Source organism: Pseudarthrobacter enclensis (assembly GCF_001457025.1).
Taxonomy (GTDB): domain Bacteria; phylum Actinomycetota; class Actinomycetes; order Actinomycetales; family Micrococcaceae; genus Arthrobacter; species Arthrobacter enclensis.
This window is the reverse complement of sequence record NZ_KQ758600.1, coordinates 260368-287167: the sequence shown is the minus strand read 5'-3', so window position 1 is coordinate 287167 and position 26800 is coordinate 260368. Positions and strand designations below refer to the sequence as shown.

Here is a 26800-nt window from a genome sequence, read left to right as displayed (position 1 = left end):
GCCGTGGATTGCTTCAGTGTAGATCCGACGGGACCGTCCCGACATCCCCTTGCCGCCGGCACTCCGAAATCCGGCCCGAAACGGCACCCCGCACGGCCGGCCCGGGCAGCCTCGAGCCGTGGGGAGCACAATGGCAGTCATGGACTCCTACCGGAAAAAGCACGTGCCGGCGGCGGTGAACCCATGAGCGGGGTCGTCGACGGGATCCTCAACGTCACGCCGGCGCTCGCCTACACCCTGGTTGCCCTGCTGGTCTTCGCCGAGGACGCGCTGTTCATCGGCTTTGTGATCCCGGGCGAGACGGCGGCAGTGCTGGGCGGCGTGGTGGCCAGCCGCGGGCAGGCTGGGCTGGGCATCATGATGGCACTCGTGGTGGTGTCCGCCGTCGCGGGTGACACCGTGGGCTACGAGGTGGGCAGGCGCGCGGGTCCCGGGCTGCTGGAAAACCGGCACCTGCTGCGGCACCGGGACAAGCTGGACAGGGCCCGGGACTTCCTTCGCCGCCGCGGGGGCTGGGCGGTCTTTCTCGGCCGGTTCGTCGCCCTGTTCCGGGCGCTGGTGCCGGCTCTGGCCGGGGCTTCCCGCATGCACTACCCCACGTTCCTGGCCTTCAACGCGGCCGGAGGGCTGCTGTGGGGTTCCGGCTTCGTGCTGCTCGGTTACCTTGCCGGCAACTCCTACGGCACGGTGGCCAAGGCCGTGGGCGAGGACGTGACGGCCGCCGTCGTCGTCAGTGGACTCGTGGCCCTGGCGGTGTGGCGGTTCCGCCGGGCCCGCGGCGGGAAGCGCGGTGCCCCGAACGGCCACGCTGGGGGCTGATTCCCCTCCCGCGCGGCCCGCGTTTGCCACTAGGATCTGCACCATGGAGTTCGTCGTGTTGTACCGCGTCCGTGACGGCGTGGACCGCTCCCGCATCATGGAGGCATTCCCGCGCCACAAGGCGTATTACGAGGACTTCCGTGCCGCAGGCGGCGGGCTCCTTGCCCTGGGGGCCTTCCACACCCCGGACCCCGCAGCATCCTCGATGGGAATCTTCTCCTCCCGCGAGGACGCCGAACGGTTCGTGGCCGGGGATCCGTTCGTCACAGAGGGGCTCGCCGAGGCGCGGACCCTGGACTGGGACGTTGTCCATCCCGCCTGACCGCCGGCGGTAACAGAGGTACCGGAGGTACCGCCCATGCAGGGCCTGTCAACGTCGCTGGTTCTGATTGCTTTCCTGGCCATCGCTGCGCCACTGGCAGCCCGGTTCCTTGACCGGGTGGTCAAGGTCCCGATCGTGGTGTTCGAGCTCATCCTTGGGATCCTGCTCGGGCCCAGTGTCCTTGGCTGGATCAAGTCCACTGACTTCACCGATACGCTGGCGGATTTCGGGCTCGCCATGCTGTTTTTCGTCGCAGGGAATGAAATCGATTTCGCGCTGATCCGCGGCAGGCCGGCGGCCCGGGCCACGGCGGGCTGGGCCGTGTCCTTGGCGGCCGGGATCGGCGCCGGTTTCCTCCTGGCCTCCACGCCGGCGGCCGCCACGATCATTGGCGTCGCCCTGTGCTCCACGGCCCTGGGCGCCCTGCTGCCGATCCTGCGGGATGCCGGCGAGTCGCGGTCCCCGCTGGGTGTTGCGGTCACCGCGCTGGGAGCAGCGGGCGAGTTTGGCCCGCTGATCGCCATTTCGCTGTTCTTCAGTGGCCGGCAACCGGGGCCGGCGGCAGGCGTGCTCCTGGGGTTCGTGGCACTCACCGGCCTGGCGGTCTTCCTGGCCTCCCGGGCGCGGCACACCCTGCTGCACTCCCAGGTCACCAGGACGCTGCACACCAGCGGGCAGTTCGCCGTCCGGTCCATCATGTTCATCCTGACGGTTCTGGTGGTCCTGAGCATGGTGCTGGGACTGGACATGCTGCTGGGGGCGTTCGCCGCCGGGGTGCTGTGGAAGGTGGCGATGGCCAAGGCACCGAAGCCGGAACGTGAGCTGATTGAAGCGAAAGTCGATGCGGTGGCCTTCGGTTTCCTGGTGCCGGTGTTCTTCATCGACACCGGCATCGACTATGAACTGCACGCCCTCACCGCTACCCCGGCCGCCCTGGCACTGGTACCGCTGTTCCTGGTCCTGCTGCTGGTCCTGCGCGGCGGCCCGTCACTCCTGGCCGCTCCCCCTCGTGCCCCCGCCCCCATGAAGCGGGCCATCATGCTGTTCGGGGCCACCGGCCTGCCCATCATCGTGGCCGTCACCTCCATTGGGCGGGACCAGGACCTGATTTCCAGTGGCGTTGCCTCGGCGCTGGTTGGTGCGGGAATGCTGTCCGTCCTCGTTTTCCCGCTGCTGGCCCTCAGGCAGTACCAGCGCGGCGGCAAAGCACCTGCGGCCCCTGAAGAGCGGGGAGCGCGGGGGCAGGTTTTGGGTCCTTGACGGGCATGGTGGCCGGGCGTATACCGAAAATGTCAGCGCGCTGGCCCCCGCTGGGCCCTGTATGGAGTCGGCTGCCTCCTGGTCTCAGTACATATCTGGAGTTGTCATGGGAAGCGATCGGTTCGACGTGCTCCGCGAACAGGTACGTGGGCAGGTCATCGAGGAAGGGGACGCCGACTACGAGGCGGCGCGCCAAGTCTATAACGGCATGATCGACCGGCGACCGGCAGCGGTGCTGCGGGTCTCCCAGGCCGCCGACGTCATCGCCGCGGTTCGCTTCGCCCGCGGGCTCGGCATCGACGTCGCAGTGCGCGGCGGCGGGCACAGCGCCCCCGGTTTCGGAACGGTCGACGGCGGACTGGTCCTGGATTTCTCGGCCCGGCGAGGAGTGCGGGTCGACCCGGCGGCCCGGACAGCGCGGGTGGAGGCGGGAGCCACCTGGGCGGACTACAACCACGCCACGCACGCCTTCGGCCTGGCCAGCACCGGCGGCATTGTCGGTTCCACCGGCGTCACCGGCCTGACGCTGGGTGGCGGCATCGGATACCTTGCGCGAAAATACGGCCTGTCCTGCGACAACCTCATCGGGGCCGACGTCGTGCTGGCCGACGGTTCGTTCCTGACCGCGAGCGACGCCGAAAACGTCGATCTGTTCTGGGCCCTGCGGGGCGGCAGCGGCAACTTCGGGGTGGTGACATCGCTGGAGTTCCGCCTTCACCCCGTGGACATGGTCCACGTAGGCGTCATCTTCTTCGACGCCACCACCGGAGCCGACGTTGGAGCCGCCTACCGCGAATGGATTGCTACCGAGCCTGAAGAAATGGGAGCTTTCCTGGGCTTCCACCGCGGCCCTCCGGTTCCGTTCCTGCCCGAGGAATGGCATGGACGGCCGGTGACCGTGATCGCGGGCATGTGGACCGGCGACCCCGATGCAGGCCCGGCCCACTGGCAGCCGATGCTTGACGCCGGCGAACCCCTGGGCAGTTTTTTCGCCCCCATGCCGTACCCGGCCCTTAACATCATGTTCGACGGCCTGAACGTTCCGGGGCTGCAGGGCTACTGGAAGGCCGATTTCCTCCGGACCCTCAGTGACGACGCGCTGCGCGTCGCCGTGGACAAGTCCCCGGGCATCCCCAGCGTCCACACGGCCAACCACTTCTACCCCATCGACGGGGCCGTCCAGCGGGTTGCGCCCGATGCCACGGCCTTCGCGTACCGGAACGTCGATTTTTCCCCGGTGATCGCGGCCCAATGGCCGGACCCCTCGGAAAATGAGCGGAACATCGCCTGGGTCCGTGACTACTGGACGGCGCTGCACGAGTTCTCCGAGCCCGGCGGCTACCTCAACTTCCAGGACGCCGACGACCAGGTCCGGATCGAGGACACCCTGGGGTCGAACTACGCCAGGCTGGCAGAGCTCAAGGCCAAGTACGATCCCGACAACTTCTTCCACATTAACCAGAACATCAGGCCGGCCCCGGCCGCGGAGGCACAGGAGGCGCGGGAACCTGCAAAGATCCCCGCGGAGCTGCAGGCACAGCTGGATGCGGCACCGCGGGTTCAGCCCGGAGCCGGCAGCGGGGCAACCCCGTCGGAGGCCGCACCGACGTCCTGACACCCGCTCCGGCGTCCCCGCGGGGCACGCTACTGCATGAGGAAGGCCCGCCCGGCCGACGCCGGGCGGGCCTTCCGGCACCCGGGCCGGCGCCGTCGTCGAGGGCCCCTCTTGTTGCCGCGGGCAAATACCGGAGGCCGGGCTCTGGACTCTGGGGCATCCCGGAATCAGACTGTTCACAACAGTTGGCATTTCGGACGGATAACGGGCAATAAAAGACGGGCCGGGAGTGGCTGACTGCCTTTATTGGGGCTTGACATAAAGCGGGTTCCACGCCCGTGAAAGGACCTGGACATGCAGGACTTCGCAGCATTCTTTCCGCTGATTGCCATTATCCTGGGTGTGCTTTTTGCCGTGGCGTTCATCTGGGTGGCCACCAAACTGATGTGGAAAGTCGCCGAGCCCAACGAGGCACTGATCATTTCCGGCCTGACCCGCGGAACGTTGGAAACGCGGGCAGGGATGGACTTCAAAATCGTGACCGGCAAAGGCGCACTGGTTCTACCCGGCCTCCAGACGGTACGGGCGCTTTCATTGACCCTGAATGAAACGGAGCTCAAGGTTTCCTGCGTCACCTCCCAGGGAATCCAGGTGGTGGTGGAGGGCGTGGTGATTTACAAAATCGGTGACGCTCCCCCATTTATTGCGAACGCAGCGCGGCGCTTTCTGGGCCAGCAACCGAAAATGGAAAGCCAGGTCTATAACGTTTTCGAAGGCCACCTGCGCTCCATCATCGGCAGCATGACCGTGGAGGAAATAATCCGCGAACGGGACAAACTGGCGTCGCAGGTCCGCAGCGCGAGCGGCGTGGAAATGGAAAAGCTCGGACTCGTGGTGGACTCGCTGCAGATCAAGGACCTGCAGGACCCCACCGGTTACATCCAGAACATCGCCAAGCCGCACATTGCCCAGGTGAAAATGGAGGCCCGGATCGCAGAGGCCACGCGGAACCGTGAGGCGGCGGAAAAAGAAGCGGAGGCGGCGGCGATGATCGCGGACGCCCAGAGCGTCTCGGCGATCCGTCAATCCGTGGCGCAGGCCAACGCCGAACGGGCCAGGGCCAATGCGGCGCAAGCGGGCCCGCTCGCCGAAGCGACGGCACGGCAGCAGGTGGTGGTCCAGGAGACCGAGGTGGCCAAGCTGGAGGCGGACCGGGAGGAACAAAAACTGCAGACCACCATCAGGAAACCGGCCGACGCGAAGGCCTACGCCAAACGGACCGACGCCGAAGGGCAGAAAGCAGCGGACATCAGCGCCGCTGAAGCGCTGGCACGGCGGACAGAACTGGAGGCGCAGGCCAACGCGCGGCGGACCGAGCTGCAGGCGCAGGCCAACGCCAACGCGGCAGCCGCAGCGGCCGGCGCCACCAAGGTCACCGGCGAGGCCGAGGCTGCAGCGACCCGGGCCAAGGGTGATGCCGCCGCCGCTGCCGCCAAGGCGAAGGCCCTTGCGGAGGCGGACGGCATCAAGGCGCGGGCCGAGGCCCTGGCCAGCAACCAGGACGCCGTCATTTCCCAGCAGCTCGCCGAGAACATGCCCGCCATCATCGCCGCTGCCGCGGAGCCCTTCTCGCATGTGGGCCAGATGACCGTCCTGAACGGCGGAGACGGCGTGAACAGGATGCTGGGTGGAATCCTGGCGCAGGCGGGAGACTACCTGCCGGCACTGCGGGGGGCGCTCAGGAACACCAGGGATGCCAAGCGGCCGCCCACGGCCACCGGCGCGTAGGACGGCCGGATGCACAGGAACGCGGACCGGAGCCTGACGGGAAAAATCGGCCGGGTGACGGGACTGATCGCGCCCGGCACCATCGGGGAAGTGATGCTGCCTTACCTGGGCGGGACCATGGCCTTCCACGCCCACCCGTTCGACAAGGCGAGCAGCTTCGCGGTGGGTGACGAAGTGCTGGTGATCTACTTCGAGCCGCCGCAGACGGTGTTCGTGGAAGAACTGCCCGAGGTGCTGCGCCACCCGGACTAGGGACCGGCTCCGGATCGGATAAGATCTGCTGTCGGCGGAACGTCACCCGCCATGGTTTCCCTGCGCACGTCGCAGGCCTGCAGACGTACCCAGAGGGGACACAATGAGGCATGCCTCTGCGATGAAGCGCGGCATCAGGACGGCCACGCACCCGGCACGGCCTGATATCCAGGGCCTCCGGGCGCTGGCCGTCGGCCTGGTGGTCATTTACCACCTGCGCCCGGAAGCGCTCGCCGGCGGGTTCATCGGCGTCGACGTCTTCTTCGTGATCTCAGGGTTCCTCATTATCGGGTCCCTGGCGCGGGAGACGACCAAGCAAGGATCGGTCTCCATCCTGGCCTTCTACGCGCGCCGTATCCGCAGGCTCTTTCCGGCCTCGGCGGCGGTTCTGGCCGCGGTGCTGCTCGGCACCGTCCTGCTGCTGCCGCAGAGCCGTTGGCAGGGCATCTCAGCCGATGTCATCTTCTCGCTGCTCCAGGTCCAGAACTGGCACCAGGCGCTGTCCGCGGTGTCCTACGCAGGTGCCACCGAGGCGGTGTCCCCGCTGCAACACTTCTGGTCCCTTGCCGTCGAGGAACAGTTCTACCTGGTCATCCCGCTGTTCTTCCTGGTGTTGGCAGCCGTCGCCCGGCGGAGCGGCAGAGCATCCGGGGCCTTGATCGTGCCGGCCATGGCGGTGACTGCGCTTGCGTCCTTCGCCTACAGCATCCACCTGAGCAACAGCGAACACACCATGGCGTACTTTGCCACAGGCACCCGGATCTGGGAGTTAGCGGCAGGCGGGCTGGCGGCGCTGCTGCCTGCTATGGGGAGAACGTCCGCGGTCCGCGCGGCGGTCCTGGGCTGGGCTGGCATGGCCGCCGTCGTTGTCCCCGTGTTCTTCCTGACCACCGCCATGCCGTTTCCCGGCAGCGTCGCCGCCATCCCCGTACTTGGCACCGCCGCGATCCTCAGGACCGGCGCGGCTGCGTCCTCCGTGGCCTGGTCCGTTTCCCGCGTCCTGGGTATCCGGCCCATGACGTTCATCGGCGACGTGTCCTACTCGCTGTACCTGTGGCACTGGCCGGTCATCGTCTTCGCCGTCGCCCTGCTGGGGCGCGCCCCCGGGATCCTGGAAGCTGCGCTCCTGGCTGCCCTGAGCCTTGTCCTGGCAGCAGCGTCCTATTACGGGGTTGAGCAGCGCTTCCGTCACCCGGCACCGCGCGCGACAGCGCGGCACGCGGCACCAGGGCGTTCGGCATGGGCCGGGCACCGCAGGGTCTACGTGGCCGCCTTCTGCAGTGCCCTGCTGGTTGCTGTGGCTTCATGGACGCCCTGGCAGGTGGTGGAAGTCAAACGGGCACAGCTCTCCACCGCGCTGTCCGACCGGGACTATCCCGGGGCCCAGGCGTGGTCCGAGCGTCCCGCCGCGGTGCCGGCAGGGATGCCCGTCCGCCCGGATCCTGCCGTCGCGATGCAGGACCTCCCCGCCACCGCGGCCGGGTCCTGCGGGGTGTATGACCCGGCGAAGGTGCCCGACTCCGATTGCTGGTTCGGGTCTGCCGACCAGCCGGGGACGCCGGAAATCGTGGTCGTCGGCGATTCGCACGCCGGCCAGTTCGTGGATCCGCTGATCGCCGTCTCGGAGAAGATTCCGCTCCGGATCCGTGCCATGGTGCGCAACGGTTGCCCGTTTGCGCTGACGCCGCCGCGGTCCGCGGACACGGTGTACACCAACTGCTCAGCCCAGAACGCCGTCACAGCTGCCAAGATCATCGAGCAGAAACCGGACCTTGTGCTGGTGGCAGGCATGCGCGAGGCCGGGTACCGGAAGGCGCTCGGCTGGCGGTGGACGCCGGAGTCGCCGCTGGTGGACGGGTACGTCCAGACACTGTCGCTCCTCCGCGACGCGGGCCTCAGGGTGGCCGTCCTTGCCGACACACCGTTTCCCGGCGGCAACCCGGTCGAGTGCCTCCAGGAGCATGGCCATGCGGACAAGTGCGGAACTCCGGCAGCGGAGGCACTGGCAGGCGGCGAGGATTCCCTGGTGGTGGCCGCCGGGCGTGTTCCCGGGGTGGAAACGACTGACCTGTCACGCCACTTCTGCCGGGACGGTGTTTGCCCTGCCGTGATCGGAAATGTCCTGGTCTACCGGGACAACCACATGACGAACACCTTCGCCAAGTCGCTGGCCCCCGACCTCGCGGTGGCGCTGCGCCTTAGCTGATACCGCCTTCCCGCTGATTAACGGCAGAAAGCACGGCACCGGTTTGGAACCGGCGCCGTGCTTTCTGCATTCGGGGTGCCTTTAGCCAAGTTCGGCGAGGACCTTGGCGACGATGCGGTCCGTGGCGAGGCCGTAGCGGTCGTGGAGGGTGGGCAGGGCGCCGGCGTCGAGGAACTGGTCCGGCAGGGCGACCGGCACCACGCGCTTGCCCACGCCCGCGGTGACGACGGCGGACGCGACGGTTTCGAACAAACCGCCCACTACGGAGTGGTTTTCCAGGGTGACGGCGAGCCGGTCCGTGTTGATTTCGGCAAGGACGGTTTCGGCGTCGAACGGCTTGATGGTGGGAGTATGCACGACGGCAACATCCACGTTATGTGCCGCCAGCGCCTTGGCTGCCTGGAGGGCGCGCATGGTCATCAGCCCGGAGGAGATGAACACGACGTCGTTGCCGCCGCGCAGGACCTTGGCCTTGCCGAGTTCGAACGTGTAGTCGTACTCGTCCAGGACGGTGGGCACGTTGCCGCGCAGCAGCCGCAGGTAGGTGGGGCCTTCCGATGCGGCGAGCTGCGGGACGGCCTGTTCGATGTCGATCGAGTCGCAGGGGTCCACGATGGTCAGGTTGGGCATGCCCCGGAAGATCGCCATGTCCTCGGTGGCCTGGTGGCTGGGGCCGTAGCCGGTGGTCAGGCCGGGCAGGCCGCCGACGATGTTGACGTTCAGGTTCGGCTCCGCCGCATCCAGGCAGAGGAAGTCGTAGGCACGGCGGGCGGCGAACACCGAGTAGGTGGACGCGAACGGGACCAGTCCGGTCTCGGCCAGGCCGGCGGCGGCGCCGAAAAGCAGCTGCTCGGCCATGCCCATCTGGAAGAACCGCGCCGGGAAGGCCTTGGCAAAGATATGCATGTCGGTGTACTTGCCCAGGTCCGCGGTCAGGCCCACGATCTTCTCGTTCTCCTGCGCGGCCTTGACCAGGGCGTGCCCGAACGGTGCAGGCGCGGTCTTCTGGCCCGGGTCGGCGAACGAGGCGATCATCGCCGAGGTCTTCAGCTTCGGCTTCACGGCTGTGGTGGTGCCGGGGGCCTCGGTGGTGGTGCTGGTGGTGCTCATCAGGCGCTCTTTCCTTCGTAGCCGGCGGTAAGCTGCTCGCGGCAGGTCTGCCATTCGTCTTCTTCGATGCGCATGAAGTGCGCCTTCTCCCGGTTTTCGAGCAGCGGCACGCCGCGGCCCACCTTCGTGTCGCACAGGATCACGGAAGGACGTCCGACGGCGGCGGCTTGGGCAGCTGCGTTGTCGAACGCCGCCAGCAGCGCGCCGACGTCGTTCCCGTCCACCCGCTGGGTGTACCAGCCGAACGATTCCCACTTTTCCGTCACCGGTTCGGTGCGGAGTACGGTGTCGGTCTTGCCGTCGGCCTGCAGGGCGTTGATGTCCACCATGGCGGTGAGGTTGCCCAGCTGGTGGTGGTGCGCGCCCATCGCTGCTTCCCAGGTGGAGCCTTCGTCGAGTTCGCCGTCGGAGAGGAAGTTGAACACCCGGGCGGACGAGCCCTGGTAGCGCAGGCCCAGGGCCATGCCGACGGCGATGGTCAGGCCGTGCCCCAGGGAGCCGCCGGAGATTTCCATGCCGGGGGTGTAGGTGGACATCCCGGACATCGGCAGCCGGGAGTCGTCCGAGCCGTAGGTTTCGAGTTCCTCCACCGGGACGATGCCGGCCTCGGCCAGCGCCGCGTAATGGCCGATGGCGTAGTGGCCGGTGGAGAGCAGGAACCGGTCGCGGGCTTCCCAGTGCGGGTCCTCGGCGCGGAAGCGGAGCTGGTCACCGTACACCGCGGCGAGCATGTCCGCGGCTCCAAGGGCCTGGCCCACGTAGCCCTGGCCCTGGACTTCGCCCATGTTCAGGGCGTGGTGCCGGATCCGGTACGCCGCAGAATGTACAGCAGCAACGCGTTCGTCGAAGGGTGTTGTTCCGGTGTCGTGATCTGTCAGATGTGTCGCAGGGGCGGTCATGCTCGAGCCCTTTCCTTGGGGTTGAATCGAGGTTGGCCGGCGGTGGCCGGCCCGGAGTGGGGGTGCAACGGAGCGGGCCCCGGCTGTTTAGCCGGGCGCCGCTGCGGAAATGGACGGGTTGCTAGGGTTCGTCGGTGATGGCGCGCCAGACGTCGAAGTGCCGGCGCATCGCAGCGCGGGCGGCGTCGGGATCGTTCTTGGCCAGCGCGTCCGTAATTCCGTAGTGGACCTGGTCGGTGATGAAATCGCTGGTGGTTTCCACTACAGCCAGCGCCTTCCGGCGGCGTTCGGCCACCACGTCGCGCAGGACGTCCCGCAGGCCGTCCTGCAGGAAATTGAAAATAGGGTTGTCAACGAGTTCGAACAGTCCTCGGTGAAAGTCGAAGTCCGCCGTGATGGCCTTGTCCACGTCGCCGCGGGATGTCGCCTCCACCATCCTGTCGATATGGCTGCGGAGGGTTGCCACCTCGGCGGGTGTTGCCATCACGGCAGCCTGTTCCACCACCGCAATTTCCAGCATTTCCCGCGCCTGGGTGAACTGTGCGGCGCTGATGTGGCCGAGCCGGAGCGCCAGGCGGAAGTACAACTGGATGAACCCGGAGTCAGGCGCTTCCAGGTAGGTTCCCCTGCCCTGCGTCCGATCAATGAAGCCGAGCAGCTCCAGCGTTGCCAGCTGTTCCCGAAGCATTCCGCGGCTCAGGTCCAGTGACGCGCCCAGGGTCCGTTCGGCGGGTAGCCGAAGGCGTCCCGTGGACTCCTCGCTGCTTGCTTCGCTGATCAGCGACTCAACAAGGCCGGCCAGATCCTTTGCCACGATATCTCCTAATTGGTTGAACCAATGTACTGAGTCTATCCGCCGCGGATGTCGGTGGTCAAGGGATTGGTTGGACCAATTTGGGGCGGCACGTCGCCTTGTGTCGTGAAATATTTTCGTGATCTGTGATCACATATCTAGACAGCGCGCACTTTGCCGAATAGAGTGACGTGCAGCACATCGGTTGTGAGGCACAGCACACCGGGTGCAGGCACTAAGAACCACTGAGCAGGCACGCGGCCCCGGCCTTGGCACGGTACCGCCGGCGGGCAGATCTCAGGTTGATGCGTCCGCTACCAGAAAGAAAAGAACCATGGGCCTAAGTTTCGGCACGAAAGCTCCACCCACGGCGCTGTCCGGTGAGGTGGTGGTCTCCGGGCTCGGCAAGAGCTACGGCGCTGCCCGCGTCCTGTCGGACGTGAATCTGTCGATGAACGAGGGCGAGGTTGTCTCGATCATCGGACCATCCGGGGCGGGCAAGAGCACGTTCCTGCGCTGCCTGAACTACCTGGAAATTCCCACCGAAGGCGAAATCTCCATCGGCGGCGCCCACGTGGTGGCCGGCGGCAAACTGCCGGACAAAGCCAGCCTGGACCACCTCCGGCGGGTCACCGGCATGGTGTTCCAAAGCTTCAACCTGTTCCCGCACCTGACAGTGATGGAAAACATCACCCTGCCCCAGCGCAAAGTCCTCGGTTCGTCCAAGGAACAGGCCGAGGAAGTGGCGAACAAACTGCTGAAGCAAGTAGGACTCCCGGACAAGGCCAAGGCCTACCCGGCGCGCCTCTCCGGCGGCCAGCAGCAGCGCATCGCCATCGCCCGGGCGCTGGCGCTGTCCCCGAAGGTCATGCTCTTCGACGAACCCACGTCCGCGCTGGATCCCGAGATTGGCCTGGAAGTCCTCGCGGTGATGCGGGACCTGGCGGACGAGGGCATGACCATGCTGGTGGTGACCCACGAAATGCACTTTGCCCGCGATGTCTCCAACCGGATCATGGTGATGGGCAACGGCGGCGTCCTGGAAATCGGCCCCAGCGAGCAGGTCATGTCAGAACCGCAGAACGAACGCACCCGGCAGTTCCTCAAGGCCGTCCTGGACCGGTGACCCAGCCATGATCACACAACTCCTCTCCTCGATCGCGCAGGGCGTCGGGCTGACGCTGTACGTGACCGCGGCGTCCCTGGTCATCGGCGGGCTCATCGGCCTGGTGCTGGTCGGCGCCGCCCGCTCCCCCGTCGCCATCATCCGCGGCATCGCCACCCTGTACATCAACATCGTCAGGGTGATCCCGCCGATTACCTGGCTGTTCCTGATCTACTTCGGCCTCCCCCAGTTCGCCCTGAAACTGACCACCATCCAGGCCGCCATCATCGGCTTCTCCATCATCGCCTCGGCCTTCATGGCCGAGATCTACCGCTCCGGCCTGCTCAGCATCCCCGACGGCCAGCGGGAGGCCGCCCACGCGCTGGGCCTGTCCGCCGTCACGACCGTGGGACACATCATCACCCCGCAGGCGTTCCGGGTCGCACTGCCGGCCATCGCCACCTACGGGATCGGCCTCCTCAAAGACTCAGCGCTGGCCTCCACCATCGGCGTCCGTGAAATCACCTATTACGCCCAGCAGAGCGCCAAGCAGACCCACGAAGGGCTGTTGTCCTTCGTCGTCGCCGGCGTCCTCTACATCGCGATCAGCCTGGTGGTCGCACTCATCGCGCGGCGGGTCGACCTGACCCTGCGCCGGAAGATCGGAGTGGCGTGATGGACGTGATCACCCAATGGCTTGATTGGCTGCCGAGCCTCGGCCCGGGACTGCTGGTAAGCCTCCAACTGACCGGCCTGTCACTGCTCTTCGGCTTCCCGCTAGGCCTGCTGTTCGCCGTGATGGCCTCCGCCAAGCTGCTGCCGCTGCAGTGGGTCTCGTTCTTCTTCGTGGAGATCGGGCGCGGCCTGCCGGCCCTGGTGCTGCTCTACCTGATGTACTTCAGCCTGCCCGACGCCGGCATCACGCTGACGTCATTCACGACGGCGGTCATCGCGTTGAGCTGGAACACCGGCGCCTACGCATCCGAGTACTTCAGGGCAGGGCTCGCGGCCGTGCCGCTGGGCCAGAAGGAAGCGGCCCTCACGTCCGGCCTGCGCGGCTGGACCGGGTTCCGGATGATCATCCTGCCCCAGGCCTTGCGGATCTCCACGCCGCCGCTGGCCGGCCTGGCCGTGCTGATCTTCCAGGGCAGCGCCCTGGCCTTTGTGATCGCTGTGCCGGAACTGATGTCCAAAGCGTTCGAAATCGGCTCCATCACCTTCGAGTACCTGAGCGTCTACGTGCTCACCGCGGTCATTTACGGATCCCTGACCCTGGTCTTCCTGGGCCTGGTCCGAGTCCTCGAGATGCGCCTGGGCCGCCACCTGCAGCGCAACTGAATCTCCCCGTTCCACCAACCCCCGGGCTGTCCGCCCATCCACAACAAAGGAAAACACCATGCGACCCACCCGTACCCTCGCGCGCGCACTTTCAGCCGGCACCGCCGCCGGCCTGCTCGCCATCTCCCTCGCCGCATGCGGCGGCAGCGACAGCGCAGGCACCTCCTCCGACTGCAAGCCTGCCCACGAAGGGCTCAAGACACTGAACGACGGCGAACTCACGGTGGCCAGTTACGACTACGCCCCGGCCACCATTCTCGACGGCGACAGTGTCACCGGGATGGAAGGCGACTTGATCGCGGAAATTGCGAAGCTGGAATGCCTCAAGGTTACGGTCAGCACGTCAGGGGGCGCCGGCGCTGTTATCCCCTCCGTACAGACCAAACGCGTGGACATCGGGTCCGGCAACTGGCTGCGCACCAAGGAACGCACCAAGATCGTCTACATGAGCACGCCGCTGTGGAGCGACCCGCAGGCCATCGTTTCCACCAAGGGCATCACCAGTGATGACCTTGAGGGCAAGGTGGTCGGCTCCGTGGCCGGCAACCTCTGGAACGACAGCATGTCCAAGTGGCTCGGCGACAAGTTCAAGATCTACCAGGACGACGAATCCATCTACGCCGACCTGAAGGCCGGGCGCATCGACGCCCTGGTGGCCTCCGCGGCCTCCGCCAAGTACCGCTTCAAGGATGCCCCCATCGAAGGCGCCCAAGTGATCGACGTCAAGCCCAACCCGAACGTCCCGCAGTTCGCCGCCGTGGGCCAGGTGATGCTCCCGTCGGCACTGGACAACGACGCCCTCGGCAAGGCATTGGACGAGGACATCCAGAAGCTCCGTGAAGACGGCACCATCAAGAAGATCCTGGAGAAGTACGGAGTCGACCCCTCCGTGGGCGAGCCCGGGGCACCCAGCGAGCTCTGACGCCGTCGTCATTTTGCAGCGCGGCGCCCGACGTCCGGTCCGGCGCCGCACTGCCCTTACCAGCCCGGACGCTGACGATGTCCGGATTTCCAGGCAAGCAAAGGAGCATGCAGATGAGCGGAACCGTAGTGGTGGGCGTTGACGGGAGCGGGACAGCCCGCAAGGCTGCCGAAACTGCCAGGGACCTGGCCGCGGCGCTGGGGGCGACCCTCCACGTCGTGACTGCCTTCGACAGTGACCGTACCGAACGGTTCGGCAGCGGCAGCAACCAGTGGCTGGTTTCTGATGCCGACAAGGCCTAACGCGTGGCCCGGTCAGTGGCGGACACTCTCGGAGGCGATATTGCCATCACCTACGCCGCGGCCCGCGGCAGGCCGGCCGACGCGCTGATCCGGGAAGCCATCAGCAAGGAAGCCAGGATCATTGTGGTGGGCAACCGCAGGATGCACGGCATTGGACGCGTCCTGGGCAGCGTCGCCAACAGCGTGGCCCACAACGCGACATGTGACGTCTACATCGCCAACACCTATGACGCCGTCTAACCCGCCTTCGACAGGGAGTCCTCTGTGCATGACGTGATTATTGTTGGCGGCGGCGCCGCCGGGCTCGCCACCGCCTACCACTTGCGGGACACGGACCTTGACGTCCGGGTCCTGGAGTCCGGGCCCGACGTCGGCGGACGTTCCCGCACCGTGCAGCTGGCCGGTACCCCGGCGAACTCCGGCGCCATGTTCGTTTACCGGGGCACCAAGACTGAAGAGCTGGTCCACGAGCTGGGGATCAGGACCGTTCCGTTCCTTCCCGAAACCTACGGCATCCACCTGAACGGACAGACGGTGGTGGCGCGGGCCAACGAGGATGTGGTGGCCGGTTTGGACCTGACCGAATCCGGGAAAACGGAGCTGGGCAAGTTCATCGAGGCTTCCCTTGCCGAATACCGTGATTACGTCGGTGGCGTGACCTCGGCCGGTGACCTCGACAGGCTGTCCGGCGAAACCGTGGCTGAAAGAATTGCCGACCTGCAACCTGGCGTCCGGCAGATCATCACCACGGCGATCCGGGGCGGCGCGGTGGGCGACCCGGCGAACCTGTCAGCCAAGTACGCCATGCGCTATTTCGCCAGCTACCTGGCACGGGAGAAGAACAACCGCCTGTTCGCCGTGGACGGCATGCAGGCGATTCCGCGGGCCCTCCTTCGCCACCTTCCCGCCGGGAGCGTCCACTGCAACACCCGGGCAACCGGCGTGACACTGCTCGAAGACCAGGGCGTTTACCGGGTATCCGTAACCGGCGCCGGGGGCGACCAGCAACTGACGGCACAGCATGTGGTCCTGGCAGTTCCCGGTCCGGTGGTTTCCGGTCTGGTGCCCGGCCTGCCCGGATGGAAGCAGGCGGCGCTGGCAAAGGTGGCCAGCCCGGGAAGCACCACCCTGAACATCGTTGCCGACATCGACGGGCTTCCAGAATTCAGGGACTGGGCGTTTATCGTGACCGTGGGCCTGCCGTTTGACGCCATCATCAATCCCGTCCCGGGCGGGGTCATGGACGGGGCAGGCCGCAACCTCCTGCAGCTCACCTGCTACGGAAACTCCTCCGGCTACCTGCCCGGATTCGGCGACGACAAGGAGCGGGTGGCCGAATGGATGGAGCATTTCTACGCCGTGGCGCCCCGGTTGCGGGGCCGCGTGCTAGGTGTGCATGCCCAAACCTGGCAGCACTGCTTCGCCCTGCTCAGCCCCGAACGTGCAGCTGCCCTGCCGGACCTGCAGCGCCCGGTTGGTTCCCTGCATTTCGCGGGCGACTACACCTCCGAAACCGCCGGCACCCACGGCGCCTATGCTGAGGCCGAACGCGTGGCAGCACAGATCCGGGCGGAGCTGGCCTAGCTCATCCCCCGGTGCCGGTCTCCCGGGCATAGCGGACGGCCCGCTGCCTGACCTCCTGCAGGTAGGCGTCCGACTGGTTGTAGGCGTAAATGGCGGCCGTCCACCCCCGGGAGGTGGTGAGGTCCCCGCCGCGGGCGCACAGGTAGCCCGCGGCGCTGAGCGCGGCGTCGTCGATGTTGAAGGGATCAGCCACGCCGTCCCCGTTGCCGTCCCGGCCTGCAAGGTCCCAGGTGGACGGGATGAACTGCATCGGGCCGACCGCGTGGTCCCACTCTGCGTCGCCGTCGAGGACGCCCCCGTCGGTGTCCTTGATGGCGGCGAAACCGGCGCCGTCCAGGCTCGGCCCCACCACCTGGCCGGTGGCTTGGCCTGCAACGTTGAGGCTGCCGCCGCCGTGCCTGCCGTGGTCCGACTCAACAGACCCGATGGCTGCCAGGGTGTTCCAGCCGATCCCGCACTGCGGAGATGAATCATGGGCTGCCGTGACCGCGGCAACGTAGGCGCGGAGCGCTCTTTCCGGGATGCCTGTGTGCCCGCTTGCTTCAATCAGCCACTCGGCGTCCGGGTTCCGCGTCACGTTGACCGCTGTGGTGATGCCTCCGGCACCAGAGGCGGACCTCACTGAGGCCAGCGGCGGCGGCACCAGTGCCCCGCGGGATTCCTGGCCCGTTTGCGGGATGACCCAGAAGGAGAGTGCCGCGCTGGCGATGACAACGGTCACGGCGAAGACCACGAAGCGTTTTACACGGAGCACTGACCCATCAAACCATCCCGTCCGGGATCCGAGGGGCCCGCGTATGGATTTCGTTAAGGATTGCCCCTGACCGGGCCGTGGCTGGTGCATTCGCGTCAACGGCACCCCACAGTGGATTCCTGTGAAGTGTTCTGGCCGCGTGCAGCGGCCTTGCCGGACGGGAGGCGCAGGATGAAGAGGCTCAGCAGGCCCCTTGCCAAGGAGTCCTTCGGGCAGCGGCAGGCGTCCGTCCCAGCCGGGGACTCGGCGCCGTCGCGGGCCGCAACGGTCCGGCGCAGCGGGCCCGGCAACCGTCCGGACCGCCGCCGGGAAACGAACACCCTGGTCCGCGTGCTGCTCCATCCCGTGCGCCTGGTCCCCTTGGGGTTCCTGGCCGTTATCCTCCTGGGCGCCTTGCTTCTGGCGCTGCCGGCGGCCCGCGCCGTCCCGGGCCCTGAGCCGCTGATGCCGGCACTGTTCACCTCCGTGTCCGCAGTGTGCGTCACCGGTCTTGCCACCGTTGACACGGCGACGTACTGGACCCCGTTCGGCCAGGCGGTCATCCTGGGACTCATCCAGGTGGGCGGTTTTGGGATCATGACGCTTGCCACGCTGCTTGCCCTCCTGGTCCGGAAGACCATCGGCGTGCGCGGGCAGCTGCTGGCCCAATCGGAAACCCATACGTTGAACTATGGCGACGTCCGTTCGGTTCTCTTCAGCGTTGCCCGGATCATGGTTCTCTTCGAGGCAGCCACGGCAGCCGTGCTCGCGGCCCGCTTCTGGACCGCCTACGACGACGACCCGGGCACCGCGCTCTGGCACGGCGCCTTTCACGCCATCTCAGCGTTCAACAACGCAGGCTTCGCGCTCTACAGCCGCAACCTCATGGACTTCGCCTCCGACCCCTGGATCATCGTCCCGATCTGCGCCGCCATCACGGCCGGGGGCCTGGGCTTCCCGGTGCTCATCGCCCTGTTCACGTCACGGATCAGGCCCAGGGAATGGACGGTGCACCTGCGCCTGACCGTTTATGGCTCGCTGCTCCTGCTCGTTGCCGGGGCGGTATTGTTTGCCGCGTTTGAATGGAACAGGGAAGAAACCCTGGCCCCGATGTCCACGGGCGGCAAACTCCTGGCGGCGTTGGCAGGTACCGTCTTTCCCCGGACTGCGGGCTTCAACAGCATCGACTACGGCGCGGCGTCTCCGGAAACCCTCATGGTCACCAACATCCTGATGTTCATCGGCGGCGGCAGCGCCGGTACGGCCGGCGGCATCAAGGTCACCACCTTCCTGGTGCTCGGCTTCGCCATCTGGAACGAGGTCCGCGGCCGCGAGTATGTCACCATTGCCCACCGCAGCATCAGTTCCTCGTCGCAGCGCCAGGCCCTTTCCGTTGCGCTGCTCGGCGTCGCGGCTGTCATCGCGGGGACGCTGCTGCTGCTGATGTTTACGGATTTCGGCCTCGAAAAAGTACTGTTCGAAAGCATTTCCGCGTTCGCAACGGTCGGCCTCAGCACGGGCATCACGCCCCAGCTGCCCGCCGATGCGCAGTGGGTCCTCATGGCCCTGATGTTCAGCGGCCGTATCGGCACCATCACGGTGGCTTCAGCCCTTGCGCTCTCATCGCGGCCCCGGCTCTTCACGCTGCCGGAGGAGAGGCCCATCATCGGGTAGCCCCCAGCTGGGCAGCACCGGACTGGCCGGCAGAGAAGAGTGAACGGGTGGTCCGCTAACCGCAGCCGGCCAGGATACCGGCGATGGCGTCGTGCTCGGCCTTGGTGACCCACAACCGGTACTTGGCCTTGACCTCCACCTGCCGGGACACGTATTCGCACCGGAACGGCTTGTTCGGCGGCAGCCATGTGGCGGCGTCTTTGTCGCCCTTGGCACTGTTCGTGGGGCCGTCGGCGGCCATCAGGTTCAGCGGATCATTGGCCAGTTCCTTGCGCTGGTCCGCGGTCAGCTGCTGGGCACCCTTTTGCCACGCGTCGGAGAGCGGGACGATGTGGTCAATCTGCACCTGCGAGCTGGTCCCCTCGCCGCGGACAAACCGGATCGTGGTGCCCGTGTACCGGTCCGCCAGCGTCCCTGAGGCAACAACGCAGTTGTTCGTCCCTGGTTTGAAGGTCTCGTTGGCGAGGTCCCTGGCCAGGATGTCGTTGCGGGTGTCGCAGCCGTTGTGGTCCGTATCCGACCACGCCGGCCCGAACTCCTGGCGGCTGTAGCCGGTCTTAGGTGCCCGTCCCTTCACGGGAAGGTCGTCCAGCTGCCTGAGCGCCCGGTCTGCACCCTGGCCTGACGCGGGAACGTCCGCGGCGCCGCCCGGGACGGGGCTGATGCCCTCGAGGGCGTTGGCGACGGGGTCGCAGCCGGTGAGTGACGCCCCCAGCAGCAGGGCAGCAACGGCAGCGAGGGACCCGTGGGCGGTTCTGGTGTTCTTCATGGTCCCTTTCAGCGCGGCAAACCATCCCACGCTAGCTTCCGCCGCAGGGCAATCGGGGCAGGCGTGCACATGGTGCCCGTCACAGCAGACGGTTGTGGAGGGGTGGCGACTGGAGACCGCTGCTGCGTGGATGCGGTCCGGCTACGGGAGGACCTCGACGGCGGTCCGCTGGACGGCGAGGCCGCTGCGGTAGTCCGCCAGGTACGCGGCAAAACCGGCTACGTCCCGTGGATCGGGCTGTACGGTCTGGAACGCCGCACCGTCGAACACCCGCCGGCGAAGGTAGCCGTCCAGGTCGGTGGTGCCACCGGAAGCGCTCTCCTTCACGAAGGAGGCCAGTACGGCAATCCCCCACGCACCACCTTCGGAGGCGGACGCCGCCACGGAGACGGGGGCGGCCAGGGCTCCGGCGAGGAATCTCTGGGCAACACCCGCGGTCCTGAACAATCCGCCGTGCGCAAACATCCGGTCCAGTTCAACGCCTTCTTCTGCCAGCACGTTCATTCCCAGGGAAAGGGTTCCGAAGACCCCGTAGAGCTGGGCGCGCATGAAGTTCCCCAGCGTGAAGCTGCTGCCGGGGGTGCGCATGACCAGGGGCCTGCCCTCGGTAAGCCCGGCGATGGGTTCACCCGCCAGGTGGTTGTACGCCAGCAGGCCGCCGGCGTCGGCAGCACCGTCAAGCGCCTCCTGGAACAGTGTGCTGAAGACCGTGTCCTGCCCGGCGGGGGTTCCGGCAGCCTCGGCAAAACGTGTGAACAGGCCGGCCCAGGCGGCCAGCTCGCTGGCTCCGTTGTTGCAGTGCACCATGGCCACGGGATCTCCGGCGGGCGTCGTCACCAGGTCGATTTCGTGGTGTGCACGCTTGAGCGGGGTTTCCAGCACCGCCATGGCGAAAATGCTTGTCCCTGCGCTGACGTTTCCGGTGCGGGGCGCAACGGAGCACGTGGCCACCATGCCTGTTCCGGCGTCGCCTTCGGGCGGGCAGAACACCGCACCGGGCTGCAGGGTGCCCGTGGGGTCCAGGAGAGCGGCTCCTTCCGCGGACAGTTCCCCGGCATGTTGCCCGGCCGCCAAAACCTGCGGCAACATATCCAGAGTTCTGCCGGGGACGGTTCCATGGCTTGCAAGAACGTGGTCATATTTCGCCACCAGTTCGGCGTCGTACGTTCCCGTGCTGGAGTCGATGGGGAACATCCCGGAGGCATCGCCGACGCCCAGCACGTTGCGTCCGGTCAGCTGCCGGTGCACATAACCGGCCAGCGTGGTGATGGACCGGACGGCCGGCACATGCGGCTCGTGGTCCAGGACAGCCTGGTGCAGGTGCGCGATGGACCAGCGGAGCGGAATGTTCCGGCCAAAGAGCCCGGTCAGTTCCGCGGCGGCGGGCCCGGTGTTGGTGTTGCGCCAGGTCCGGAAGGGCACCAGCAGCTCCCCCGCGGCGCCGAACGCGAGGTAACCGTGCATCATGGCGGAGACGCCGATGGCGCCGTACCGTTCGGGACGCACGCCGAAGCGTTGTTCCACGTCGGAAGCCAGGTCCGCGTAGGCGGCCTGCACGCCGGCCCAGACCTCCTCCAGGGGGTAGGTCCACAAGTGGTCCGCGTAGCTGTTTTCCCAGTCATGGGTCCCAACGGCCAGGACGCTGGACGGGTCCTCCCCGACCAGGCATGCCTTGATCCTGGTGGACCCAAGTTCGATCCCCAAAGCGGTGCGGCCGTCGCTGATCTGGCGGCGTAGTTGGTCCATGGGATGGCTCTCCTGGTAGCGGTTCCAACAGTCTGGTCCATATTGACACACAATCTTGTTAGCGTTCACAATCTATTCAAACCCGAGCCGTTCTGCCCCCGGAGGTCCCCGTGAAGTCCCTGTCCTGCAACAGCACCACCACGGCAGCTGTTGCCCGGGTGCGGGAAGAGGTCTGTGCCCTGCACACCGAACTGACCCGTTATGGGCTCGTGGTGTGGACAGCCGGCAACGTGTCGGCCCGTGTTCCCGGCCACGACCTCATGGTCATCAAACCGTCCGGCGTCTCCTACCAGGACCTGACGCCGGAGCAGATGGTGGTTACCGACCTTTTGGGCGCGCCCGTGCCGGGAAACCACGGCGGCGAGTGGGGCAACCCGGCGCTGTCGCCGTCGTCGGACACGGCAGCGCACGCGTATGTGTACCGCCATATGCCGGAGGTGGGCGGCGTGGTGCACACGCATTCGACCTACGCCACGGCGTGGGCGGCGCGCGGCGAAGCGATCCCCTGCGTGCTGACCATGATGAGCGACGAGTTTGGCGGGTCCATCCCGGTGGGACCGTTCGCCCTGATCGGTGATGACTCGATCGGCCAGGGCATCGTCGAAACCCTGAAGAATTCCAACTCACCGGCTGTTCTGATGCAGAACCACGGCCCGTTCACCATTGGCAAGGACGCCAAGTCCGCTGTGAAGGCCGCCGTGATGTGTGAGGAAGTGGCACGGACGGTCCACATTTCCCGGCAGCTTGGCGACCCTCTAACCATCGACCAGGCCCACATCGACTCCCTGTACGCCCGCTACCAGAACGTCTACGGCCAGTAGCCCCGCCGCCAGCACCCGACTTCCCCAGGAGACACCCATGAGCACCGCAGCAAACACCTCCCTCGACGGCTACGAGGTCTGGTTCCTTACCGGCAGCCAGCACCTCTATGGCGAGGACGTCCTCAAGCAGGTCGCCGCGCAGTCGCAGGAGATCGCGGAGCGGCTCAATGCCGCCGCGGACGTTCCGGTGCGGATCGTGTGGAAGCCGGTCCTGACCGACTCCGACGCCATCCGCCGCACCGCCCTGGAGGCCAACTCGGATGATTCCGTCATCGGCGTGACGGCCTGGATGCACACGTTCAGCCCGGCCAAGATGTGGATCCAGGGCCTGGACCTGCTCCGCAAGCCCCTGCTGCATCTGCACACGCAGGCCAACCGGGACCTGCCCTGGGCGGACATCGACTTCGAATTCATGAACCTCAACCAGGCCGCGCACGGCGACCGCGAGTTCGGCTACATCCAGTCCCGGCTGGGCATCGCACGGAAGACCGTCGTCGGGCACGTCTCCAACCCCGAGGTCGGGCGCCAGGTGGGCTCGTGGCAGCGCGCCGCCGCCGGCTGGGCCGCCGTCCGCACTCTGAAGCTGACCCGCTTCGGCGACAACATGCGCAACGTCGCCGTCACCGAAGGTGACAAGACCGAGGCCGAGCTGCGCTTCGGCGTCGCGGTCAACACCTGGTCCGTCAACGAGCTCGCCGACGCCGTGCACGGCGCCGCAGAGGCCGACGTCGACGCCCTCGTTGCGGAGTACGAGGACCTCTACGACGTGGCGCCGGAGCTCCGCGCAGGCGCGGCCCGGCACGAATCGCTGCGGTACGGTGCCCGGATCGAACTCGGGCTTCTGTCCTTCCTCGAAGCGAACGGGTCCGCCGCGTTCACCACCTCCTTCGAGGACCTCGGTGCGCTCCGGCAGCTCCCCGGCCTGGCCGTGCAGCGGCTCATGGCCGCCGGCTACGGCTTCGGCGCCGAAGGCGACTGGAAAACCGCCATCCTGGTACGCGCCGCAAAGGTCATGGGCGCAGGCCTGCCCGGCGGCGCCTCCCTGATGGAGGACTACACCTACCACCTCGAGCCGGGGGCCGAGAAGATCCTCGGCGCACACATGCTCGAGGTCTGTCCCTCCCTCACCGCAACCAAGCCGCGGCTGGAAATCCACCCGCTCGGCATCGGCGGGAAGGAAGACCCCGTCCGTTTGGTGTTCGACGCCGACGCTTCCCCGGGCGTCGTCGTCGCCCTCTCCGACATGCGGGACCGTTTCCGCCTGGTGGCCAACGCCGTCGACGTCATCCCCCTGGACCGGCCGCTGCCCAACCTTCCCGTGGCCCGCGCCCTGTGGGAACCGAAGCCGGACTTCGCCACCTCCGCGGCCGCCTGGCTCACCGCCGGCGCCGCGCACCACACCGTGCTCTCCACGCAGGTGGGCATGGACGTGTTCGAGGACTTCGCCGACATCGCCAAAACCGAACTGCTCACCATCGATCAAGGCACCACCATCCGCCAGTTCAAGAAGGAACTGAACTGGAACGCCGCCTACTACAGGCTGGCCGGCGGCCTGTGACCGAATACCGGATCAGCGCCGGCGACTATACCGCCGTCATCACAGCCCGTGCCGGTGCACTGCGGGAGCTGAGGTACCGGGGACGGGACCTGGTGGTCCCTTTCCCCGAAGGCGGACCGATTCCGGATTACCGGGCATCATTGCCGCGCCGTGGCCCAACAGGATCGCCGACGGCAGGTACGCCTTCGACGGGAACCAATACCAGATACCCGTCAATGAAACCGAAAGGAACTGTGCCCTCCACGGGCTGGCCTTTCCGCTGGACTGGAGGGTCGTGGAGCACCACGCCTCGTCGGTTTCATTGGCCGTCACCCTGGAGCCTGTCCCCGGCTACCCCCACCGCCTTTCCCTGCGGGCGGACTACAGGCTCTCGAGCGCAGGCTTGGACAGTCGGGTTTCGGCAATGAACGCGGGAACCACCTCGGCGCCTTACGGCGTGTGTCCCCACCCGTACCTGCTGGCAGGTCCGGCGCCCCTGGACGAATGGTCGCTGGAACTTCCGGCAGGGGCCTTCCTCGAAGTGACTGCCGACAGGCTCCTCCCCCGCAACGTCCGGGACGTCGACAACCATGGGTTCGACTTCCGCGGCGGACGCGTCATCGGCACCACGGAAATCGACCACGCCTTCACCGGCATCGGCTTTGACGGCGACGGCCGGGCGCAGATGGTGGTCCGCGACCCCGGCGGCACCGCCGTGGGCATGGCGTGGGACCGCTCCTGCCCCTGGGTACAGATCCACACCGCGGACAAGAAGGCGCCCGAGCGCAGCCGGCTTGGGCTGGCGGTTGAACCCATGACCTGCCCGCCGGACGCCTTCAACAGCGGGACGGATGTGCACCGGCTTGGGCCGGGCGGCACCCATGAGGCCTCATGGACGATTTTTGCCCAAGACAGCTGACGGTTTGAACGTCCGTGGCAGCGTCCACCCTTCGTGGAGCTTGCCCTAGGGTAGGCAGGGTGAGCACCAGCATCAGCCCGGCCGAGGCCTGGCAGCGCCTCGTCCAGGGCAACGAGCGCTTTGTCGCAGGAAACGCCCGCCACCCGAACCAGGGTGCAGAACGGCGGCACGACCTGGTGTCGGTTCAGCACCCCTTCGCTGTGATCTTCGGCTGCTCCGACTCACGCCTCGCCGCCGAGATCATTTTCGACGTCGGACTCGGGGATGTCTTTGTGGTCCGCACTGCCGGACACGTGCTGGACGACTCCGTCCTGGGGTCCTTGGAGTATGGCGTCTCGATCCTGGGTGTCCCGCTGATCGTCGTCCTGGGACACGACAACTGCGGAGCGGTCACGGCAACGAAGGAAGCGCTCGAAACGGGAGACATGCCGCAGCGCTTCATCCGGGACCTGGTTGAACGGATTACGCCGTCGGTCCTGGTGTCGCTGCGCGAGGGCAGGACCGGGATCAATGACATGGTGGTGGACCACGCCCGGGAGACTGCCGGGCGGCTGCTGGAAAGCTCCCCGGTCATCGCCGCGGCCGTGCATGACGGGTCCACGGCGGTTGTCGGGGTCGCCTACCGGCTGGATGAAGGGCGCGCCCAGCTTGTTTCGGACTCCGGCCTGGGCTGAGCATCCCGCTGTTCCTGAAGGATTCCGGGTCGGGCAAATATTGGGACATGGTGCGCTCCCTCTTGCCGTTGCCTACGGCTTTTCACCACTACGACGCACAAAGAAAGCCCGGATCGACATCGATTCTCAAAATTTATGCCGTACCTGACCTCACGCTCAGGCCACCGCTCCCCCGGCCGCAACGCAACCGGGAAACCCGGCGGAAAGCTCGACGCCGGCGTCGGAGCATGGCATGGTGTTGCAGGTCAGCAGGACGGCGGCGTCGCGTGGATATCCCCGTTGCCCCCCAAACCCGCAGGCGCACCAGGAAGCCAAAGCGGCACAACGTCTGGAGTTGAGGCACAGTGAACACAGCAGCCGGAATTCACGTCACCGCACTTCGCGTGGCCGAACTGCGGCCGGACGGACACGTGATGCCGGTCTGCGTGCACGTCGTGGACCACCCTGCCGGGCGGATCCTGGTGGACACCGGCTTCACCGCGCTCCACCCTGCGGTGGCCGACATGGACCCGAGCCTGTCACCGCTGAAGGACCAAGGTTTCGACATCGGAAGCGTCGACATCGTGGTCAACACGCACCTGCACTTCGACCATTGCGGCGGCAACCACCTCTTCGCGGGCAAGCCCGCCTATGTCCAGCGCCGGGAACTCAACGACGCCCGCACCCAAGAGGACTACACCATTCCCGAGTGGGTGGACCCGCCGGGGATGAACTATGTTCCAGTGGACGGCGAATTCGAGGTGCTTCCGGGCGTGCGGCTCCTGCCCGCACCTGGACACACCCCGGGTTCACAGATCGTCGTCGTTGAGGGGCCCCACGGGCCGACGGTCATCGCCGGAGACACTGCTGTGTGGTTTGACGACCTCGACAACCCCCGCACCGAGGGACAACAGCTGGTGCGCTCCCTCAATCCGCAGCAGGTGTGGCTCGCGCACCAGCTCGAGCCTTGGAGGCCTAACCTGCCTTAGGCGGGTGCGGCTTCCGACGTCGTCGTGTTGTCTTCAGCCAGCGCCTTCCTCCGGCGGTAAACCTGGATACCAATGGCTACCGGGATGACACTGACGGCCACTGCGCGCATCCACGGCCTGTCCAGGACGTGACCGGTTGCGGCGTCCAGCGACACCCGTCCTGGTCCGCCGATGGCAAAGGACGTGGCCGCGAGACCAAGAACGGCCGGGTACTCCAGGCCGCCGTCCATGGCAAAGAAGCCATTCGGGGCATGGACGCTGGCGGCGACACCCATGGTGGTGGCGGCGGCAGCTCCGGCTGCGGGCGTGGCAAATCCCAGCGCCAGGGCCAGCCCGGCGCCTGCTTCTCCGAGCCCTGCCAGCATGGCACTTGTCTTTGCAGGGCGGAAGCCCATTGCCTCCATGCCTTTGCTGGTCTCCTCGATGCCACCGCCGCCAAACCAGCCGAAGAGCTTCTGCGACCCGTGGGCGACGAGCACGCCGCCGAGCGCGGCGCGGAACAAGGTGCGGGCTGCTGTAGTGGCCGCCGGAGTTACGTTGTCATGGCTCACGGTCATTATCCTTCTGTTCGTTGAGGGGTGACGCCTTGGCGCCATTCTAGGGCTCCGGACCCACGACATGCCCGGGCCCGGGACGATCCAGGGAAGAACCGCCCGGGCCGGAGCTTTGCACGCCGGCATTGGTCGCCTAGGGTTAGTAAGCAA

General features: G+C 66.8%; 24 protein-coding genes and 2 pseudogenes. 19 read left to right on the top strand and 7 right to left on the bottom strand.

Features of this window, described 5'->3' with window-relative positions; genetic code table 11:
* Positions 1–183: 183 nt before the first annotated feature.
* From AS031_RS05940 to AS031_RS05910, 7 genes are all read left to right on the top strand, one after another.
* Positions 184–819, top strand: coding sequence for a DedA family protein (locus AS031_RS05940; protein ID WP_058267206.1), 636 nt, complete (start codon positions 184–186; stop codon positions 817–819).
* 43 nt (positions 820–862) lie between these two features.
* Entirely contained in the window at positions 863–1141 is a 279-nt protein-coding gene (locus AS031_RS05935) for a YciI family protein (RefSeq protein WP_058267205.1), read from the top strand.
* A gap of 36 nt (positions 1142–1177) precedes the next feature.
* Positions 1178–2401 (top strand): cation:proton antiporter, encoded by a 1224-nt coding sequence (locus tag AS031_RS05930; RefSeq protein ID WP_058267204.1) that lies wholly within the window; start codon positions 1178–1180, stop codon positions 2399–2401.
* Between the two features lie 106 nt (positions 2402–2507).
* The gene (locus AS031_RS05925) at positions 2508–4016 is read left to right on the top strand and encodes an FAD-binding oxidoreductase (protein ID WP_058267203.1); all 1509 of its coding nucleotides are present in this window, start codon (positions 2508–2510) and stop codon (positions 4014–4016) included.
* Between the two features lie 294 nt (positions 4017–4310).
* Positions 4311–5744, top strand: coding sequence for an SPFH domain-containing protein (locus AS031_RS05920; RefSeq protein ID WP_058267202.1), 1434 nt, complete (start codon positions 4311–4313; stop codon positions 5742–5744).
* 9 nt (positions 5745–5753) lie between these two features.
* Positions 5754–5996: a hypothetical protein gene (locus AS031_RS05915; protein WP_058267201.1), complete on the top strand. Its 243-nt coding sequence runs from the start codon at positions 5754–5756 to the stop codon at positions 5994–5996.
* A gap of 103 nt (positions 5997–6099) precedes the next feature.
* Positions 6100–8202, top strand: coding sequence for an acyltransferase family protein (locus tag AS031_RS05910; RefSeq protein ID WP_058267200.1), 2103 nt, complete (start codon positions 6100–6102; stop codon positions 8200–8202).
* Between the two features lie 81 nt (positions 8203–8283).
* On the opposite strand, the gene AS031_RS05905 is transcribed toward AS031_RS05910, so the two are convergent.
* From AS031_RS05905 to AS031_RS05895, 3 genes are all read right to left on the bottom strand, one after another.
* A complete protein-coding gene (locus AS031_RS05905; RefSeq protein ID WP_058267199.1) occupies positions 8284–9312 on the bottom strand; it encodes a transketolase family protein in 1029 nt (342 codons plus the stop codon).
* Positions 9312–10211, bottom strand: a complete 900-nt coding sequence (locus AS031_RS05900; protein ID WP_058267198.1) for a transketolase — start codon at positions 10209–10211, stop codon at positions 9312–9314. Before AS031_RS05900 ends, AS031_RS05905 begins: the two co-directional genes overlap by 1 nt.
* Before the next feature lie 121 nt (positions 10212–10332).
* Complete coding sequence (locus AS031_RS05895; protein WP_058267197.1) at positions 10333–11025, bottom strand: FadR/GntR family transcriptional regulator; 693 nt, start codon at positions 11023–11025, stop codon at positions 10333–10335.
* A 313-nt stretch (positions 11026–11338) separates the two neighbouring features.
* On the opposite strand from AS031_RS05895, the gene AS031_RS05890 reads away from it, so the two are divergent.
* The 6 genes and pseudogenes from AS031_RS05890 to AS031_RS05865 all read left to right on the top strand — a co-directional run bounded on the left by AS031_RS05890 (position 11339) and on the right by AS031_RS05865 (position 16255).
* Positions 11339–12130, top strand: a complete 792-nt coding sequence (locus tag AS031_RS05890; RefSeq protein WP_058267196.1) for an amino acid ABC transporter ATP-binding protein — start codon at positions 11339–11341, stop codon at positions 12128–12130.
* A 7-nt stretch (positions 12131–12137) separates the two neighbouring features.
* Positions 12138–12785, top strand: coding sequence for an amino acid ABC transporter permease (locus AS031_RS05885; RefSeq protein WP_058267195.1), 648 nt, complete (start codon positions 12138–12140; stop codon positions 12783–12785).
* Positions 12785–13447: an amino acid ABC transporter permease gene (locus AS031_RS05880; RefSeq protein ID WP_058267194.1), complete on the top strand. Its 663-nt coding sequence runs from the start codon at positions 12785–12787 to the stop codon at positions 13445–13447. The genes AS031_RS05885 and AS031_RS05880 overlap by 1 nt, the downstream gene beginning before the upstream one ends.
* Positions 13448–13505: 58 nt before the next feature.
* Complete coding sequence (locus tag AS031_RS05875; RefSeq protein WP_058267193.1) at positions 13506–14369, top strand: substrate-binding periplasmic protein; 864 nt, start codon at positions 13506–13508, stop codon at positions 14367–14369.
* Positions 14370–14482: 113 nt separating this feature from the next.
* A pseudogene (locus tag AS031_RS05870) lies at positions 14483–14911 on the top strand (universal stress protein).
* Between the two features lie 24 nt (positions 14912–14935).
* Complete coding sequence (locus AS031_RS05865; RefSeq protein WP_058267192.1) at positions 14936–16255, top strand: flavin monoamine oxidase family protein; 1320 nt, start codon at positions 14936–14938, stop codon at positions 16253–16255.
* 1 nt (position 16256) lies between these two features.
* Here the strand turns inward: AS031_RS05865 and AS031_RS05860 are convergent, their stop codons facing one another.
* Positions 16257–17009 carry a lytic transglycosylase domain-containing protein gene (locus AS031_RS05860; RefSeq protein ID WP_058267191.1) on the bottom strand — a complete coding sequence of 251 codons (753 nt, stop codon included), beginning with the start codon at positions 17007–17009 and terminating at the stop codon, positions 16257–16259.
* 171 nt (positions 17010–17180) lie between these two features.
* Here AS031_RS05860 and AS031_RS05855 point away from each other — a divergent pair, with 171 nt between their 5' ends.
* A complete protein-coding gene (locus AS031_RS05855; RefSeq protein ID WP_082641960.1) occupies positions 17181–18662 on the top strand; it encodes a TrkH family potassium uptake protein in 1482 nt (493 codons plus the stop codon).
* A gap of 55 nt (positions 18663–18717) precedes the next feature.
* Here AS031_RS05855 and AS031_RS05850 read toward each other — a convergent pair whose 3' ends face one another.
* Together AS031_RS05850 and AS031_RS05845 are read right to left on the bottom strand one after the other, a co-directional pair.
* Positions 18718–19431: an HNH endonuclease family protein gene (locus AS031_RS05850; protein WP_058267190.1), complete on the bottom strand. Its 714-nt coding sequence runs from the start codon at positions 19429–19431 to the stop codon at positions 18718–18720.
* A 141-nt stretch (positions 19432–19572) separates the two neighbouring features.
* Positions 19573–21177 (bottom strand): xylulokinase, encoded by a 1605-nt coding sequence (locus tag AS031_RS05845; protein WP_058267189.1) that lies wholly within the window; start codon positions 21175–21177, stop codon positions 19573–19575.
* A gap of 110 nt (positions 21178–21287) precedes the next feature.
* On the opposite strand from AS031_RS05845, the gene AS031_RS05840 reads away from it, so the two are divergent.
* From AS031_RS05840 to AS031_RS05820, 5 genes and pseudogenes are all read left to right on the top strand, one after another.
* Positions 21288–21998, top strand: a complete 711-nt coding sequence (locus AS031_RS05840; RefSeq protein ID WP_228379573.1) for an L-ribulose-5-phosphate 4-epimerase — start codon at positions 21288–21290, stop codon at positions 21996–21998.
* 37 nt (positions 21999–22035) lie between these two features.
* Positions 22036–23556 carry an L-arabinose isomerase gene (gene araA / locus AS031_RS05835; RefSeq protein WP_058267188.1) on the top strand — a complete coding sequence of 507 codons (1521 nt, stop codon included), beginning with the start codon at positions 22036–22038 and terminating at the stop codon, positions 23554–23556.
* Positions 23553–24454, top strand: a pseudogene (locus AS031_RS05830) (aldose 1-epimerase family protein). Before araA ends, AS031_RS05830 begins: the two are co-directional and overlap by 4 nt.
* Before the next feature lie 59 nt (positions 24455–24513).
* Positions 24514–25128, top strand: a complete 615-nt coding sequence (locus tag AS031_RS05825; protein ID WP_058267187.1) for a carbonic anhydrase — start codon at positions 24514–24516, stop codon at positions 25126–25128.
* 344 nt (positions 25129–25472) lie between these two features.
* Positions 25473–26096: an MBL fold metallo-hydrolase gene (locus tag AS031_RS05820; RefSeq protein ID WP_228379572.1), complete on the top strand. Its 624-nt coding sequence runs from the start codon at positions 25473–25475 to the stop codon at positions 26094–26096.
* Here AS031_RS05820 and AS031_RS05815 read toward each other — a convergent pair.
* Entirely contained in the window at positions 26093–26647 is a 555-nt protein-coding gene (locus tag AS031_RS05815) for a DoxX family protein (RefSeq protein WP_176716510.1), read from the bottom strand. The genes AS031_RS05820 and AS031_RS05815 overlap by 4 nt on opposite strands.
* Positions 26648–26800 lie beyond the last annotated feature (153 nt).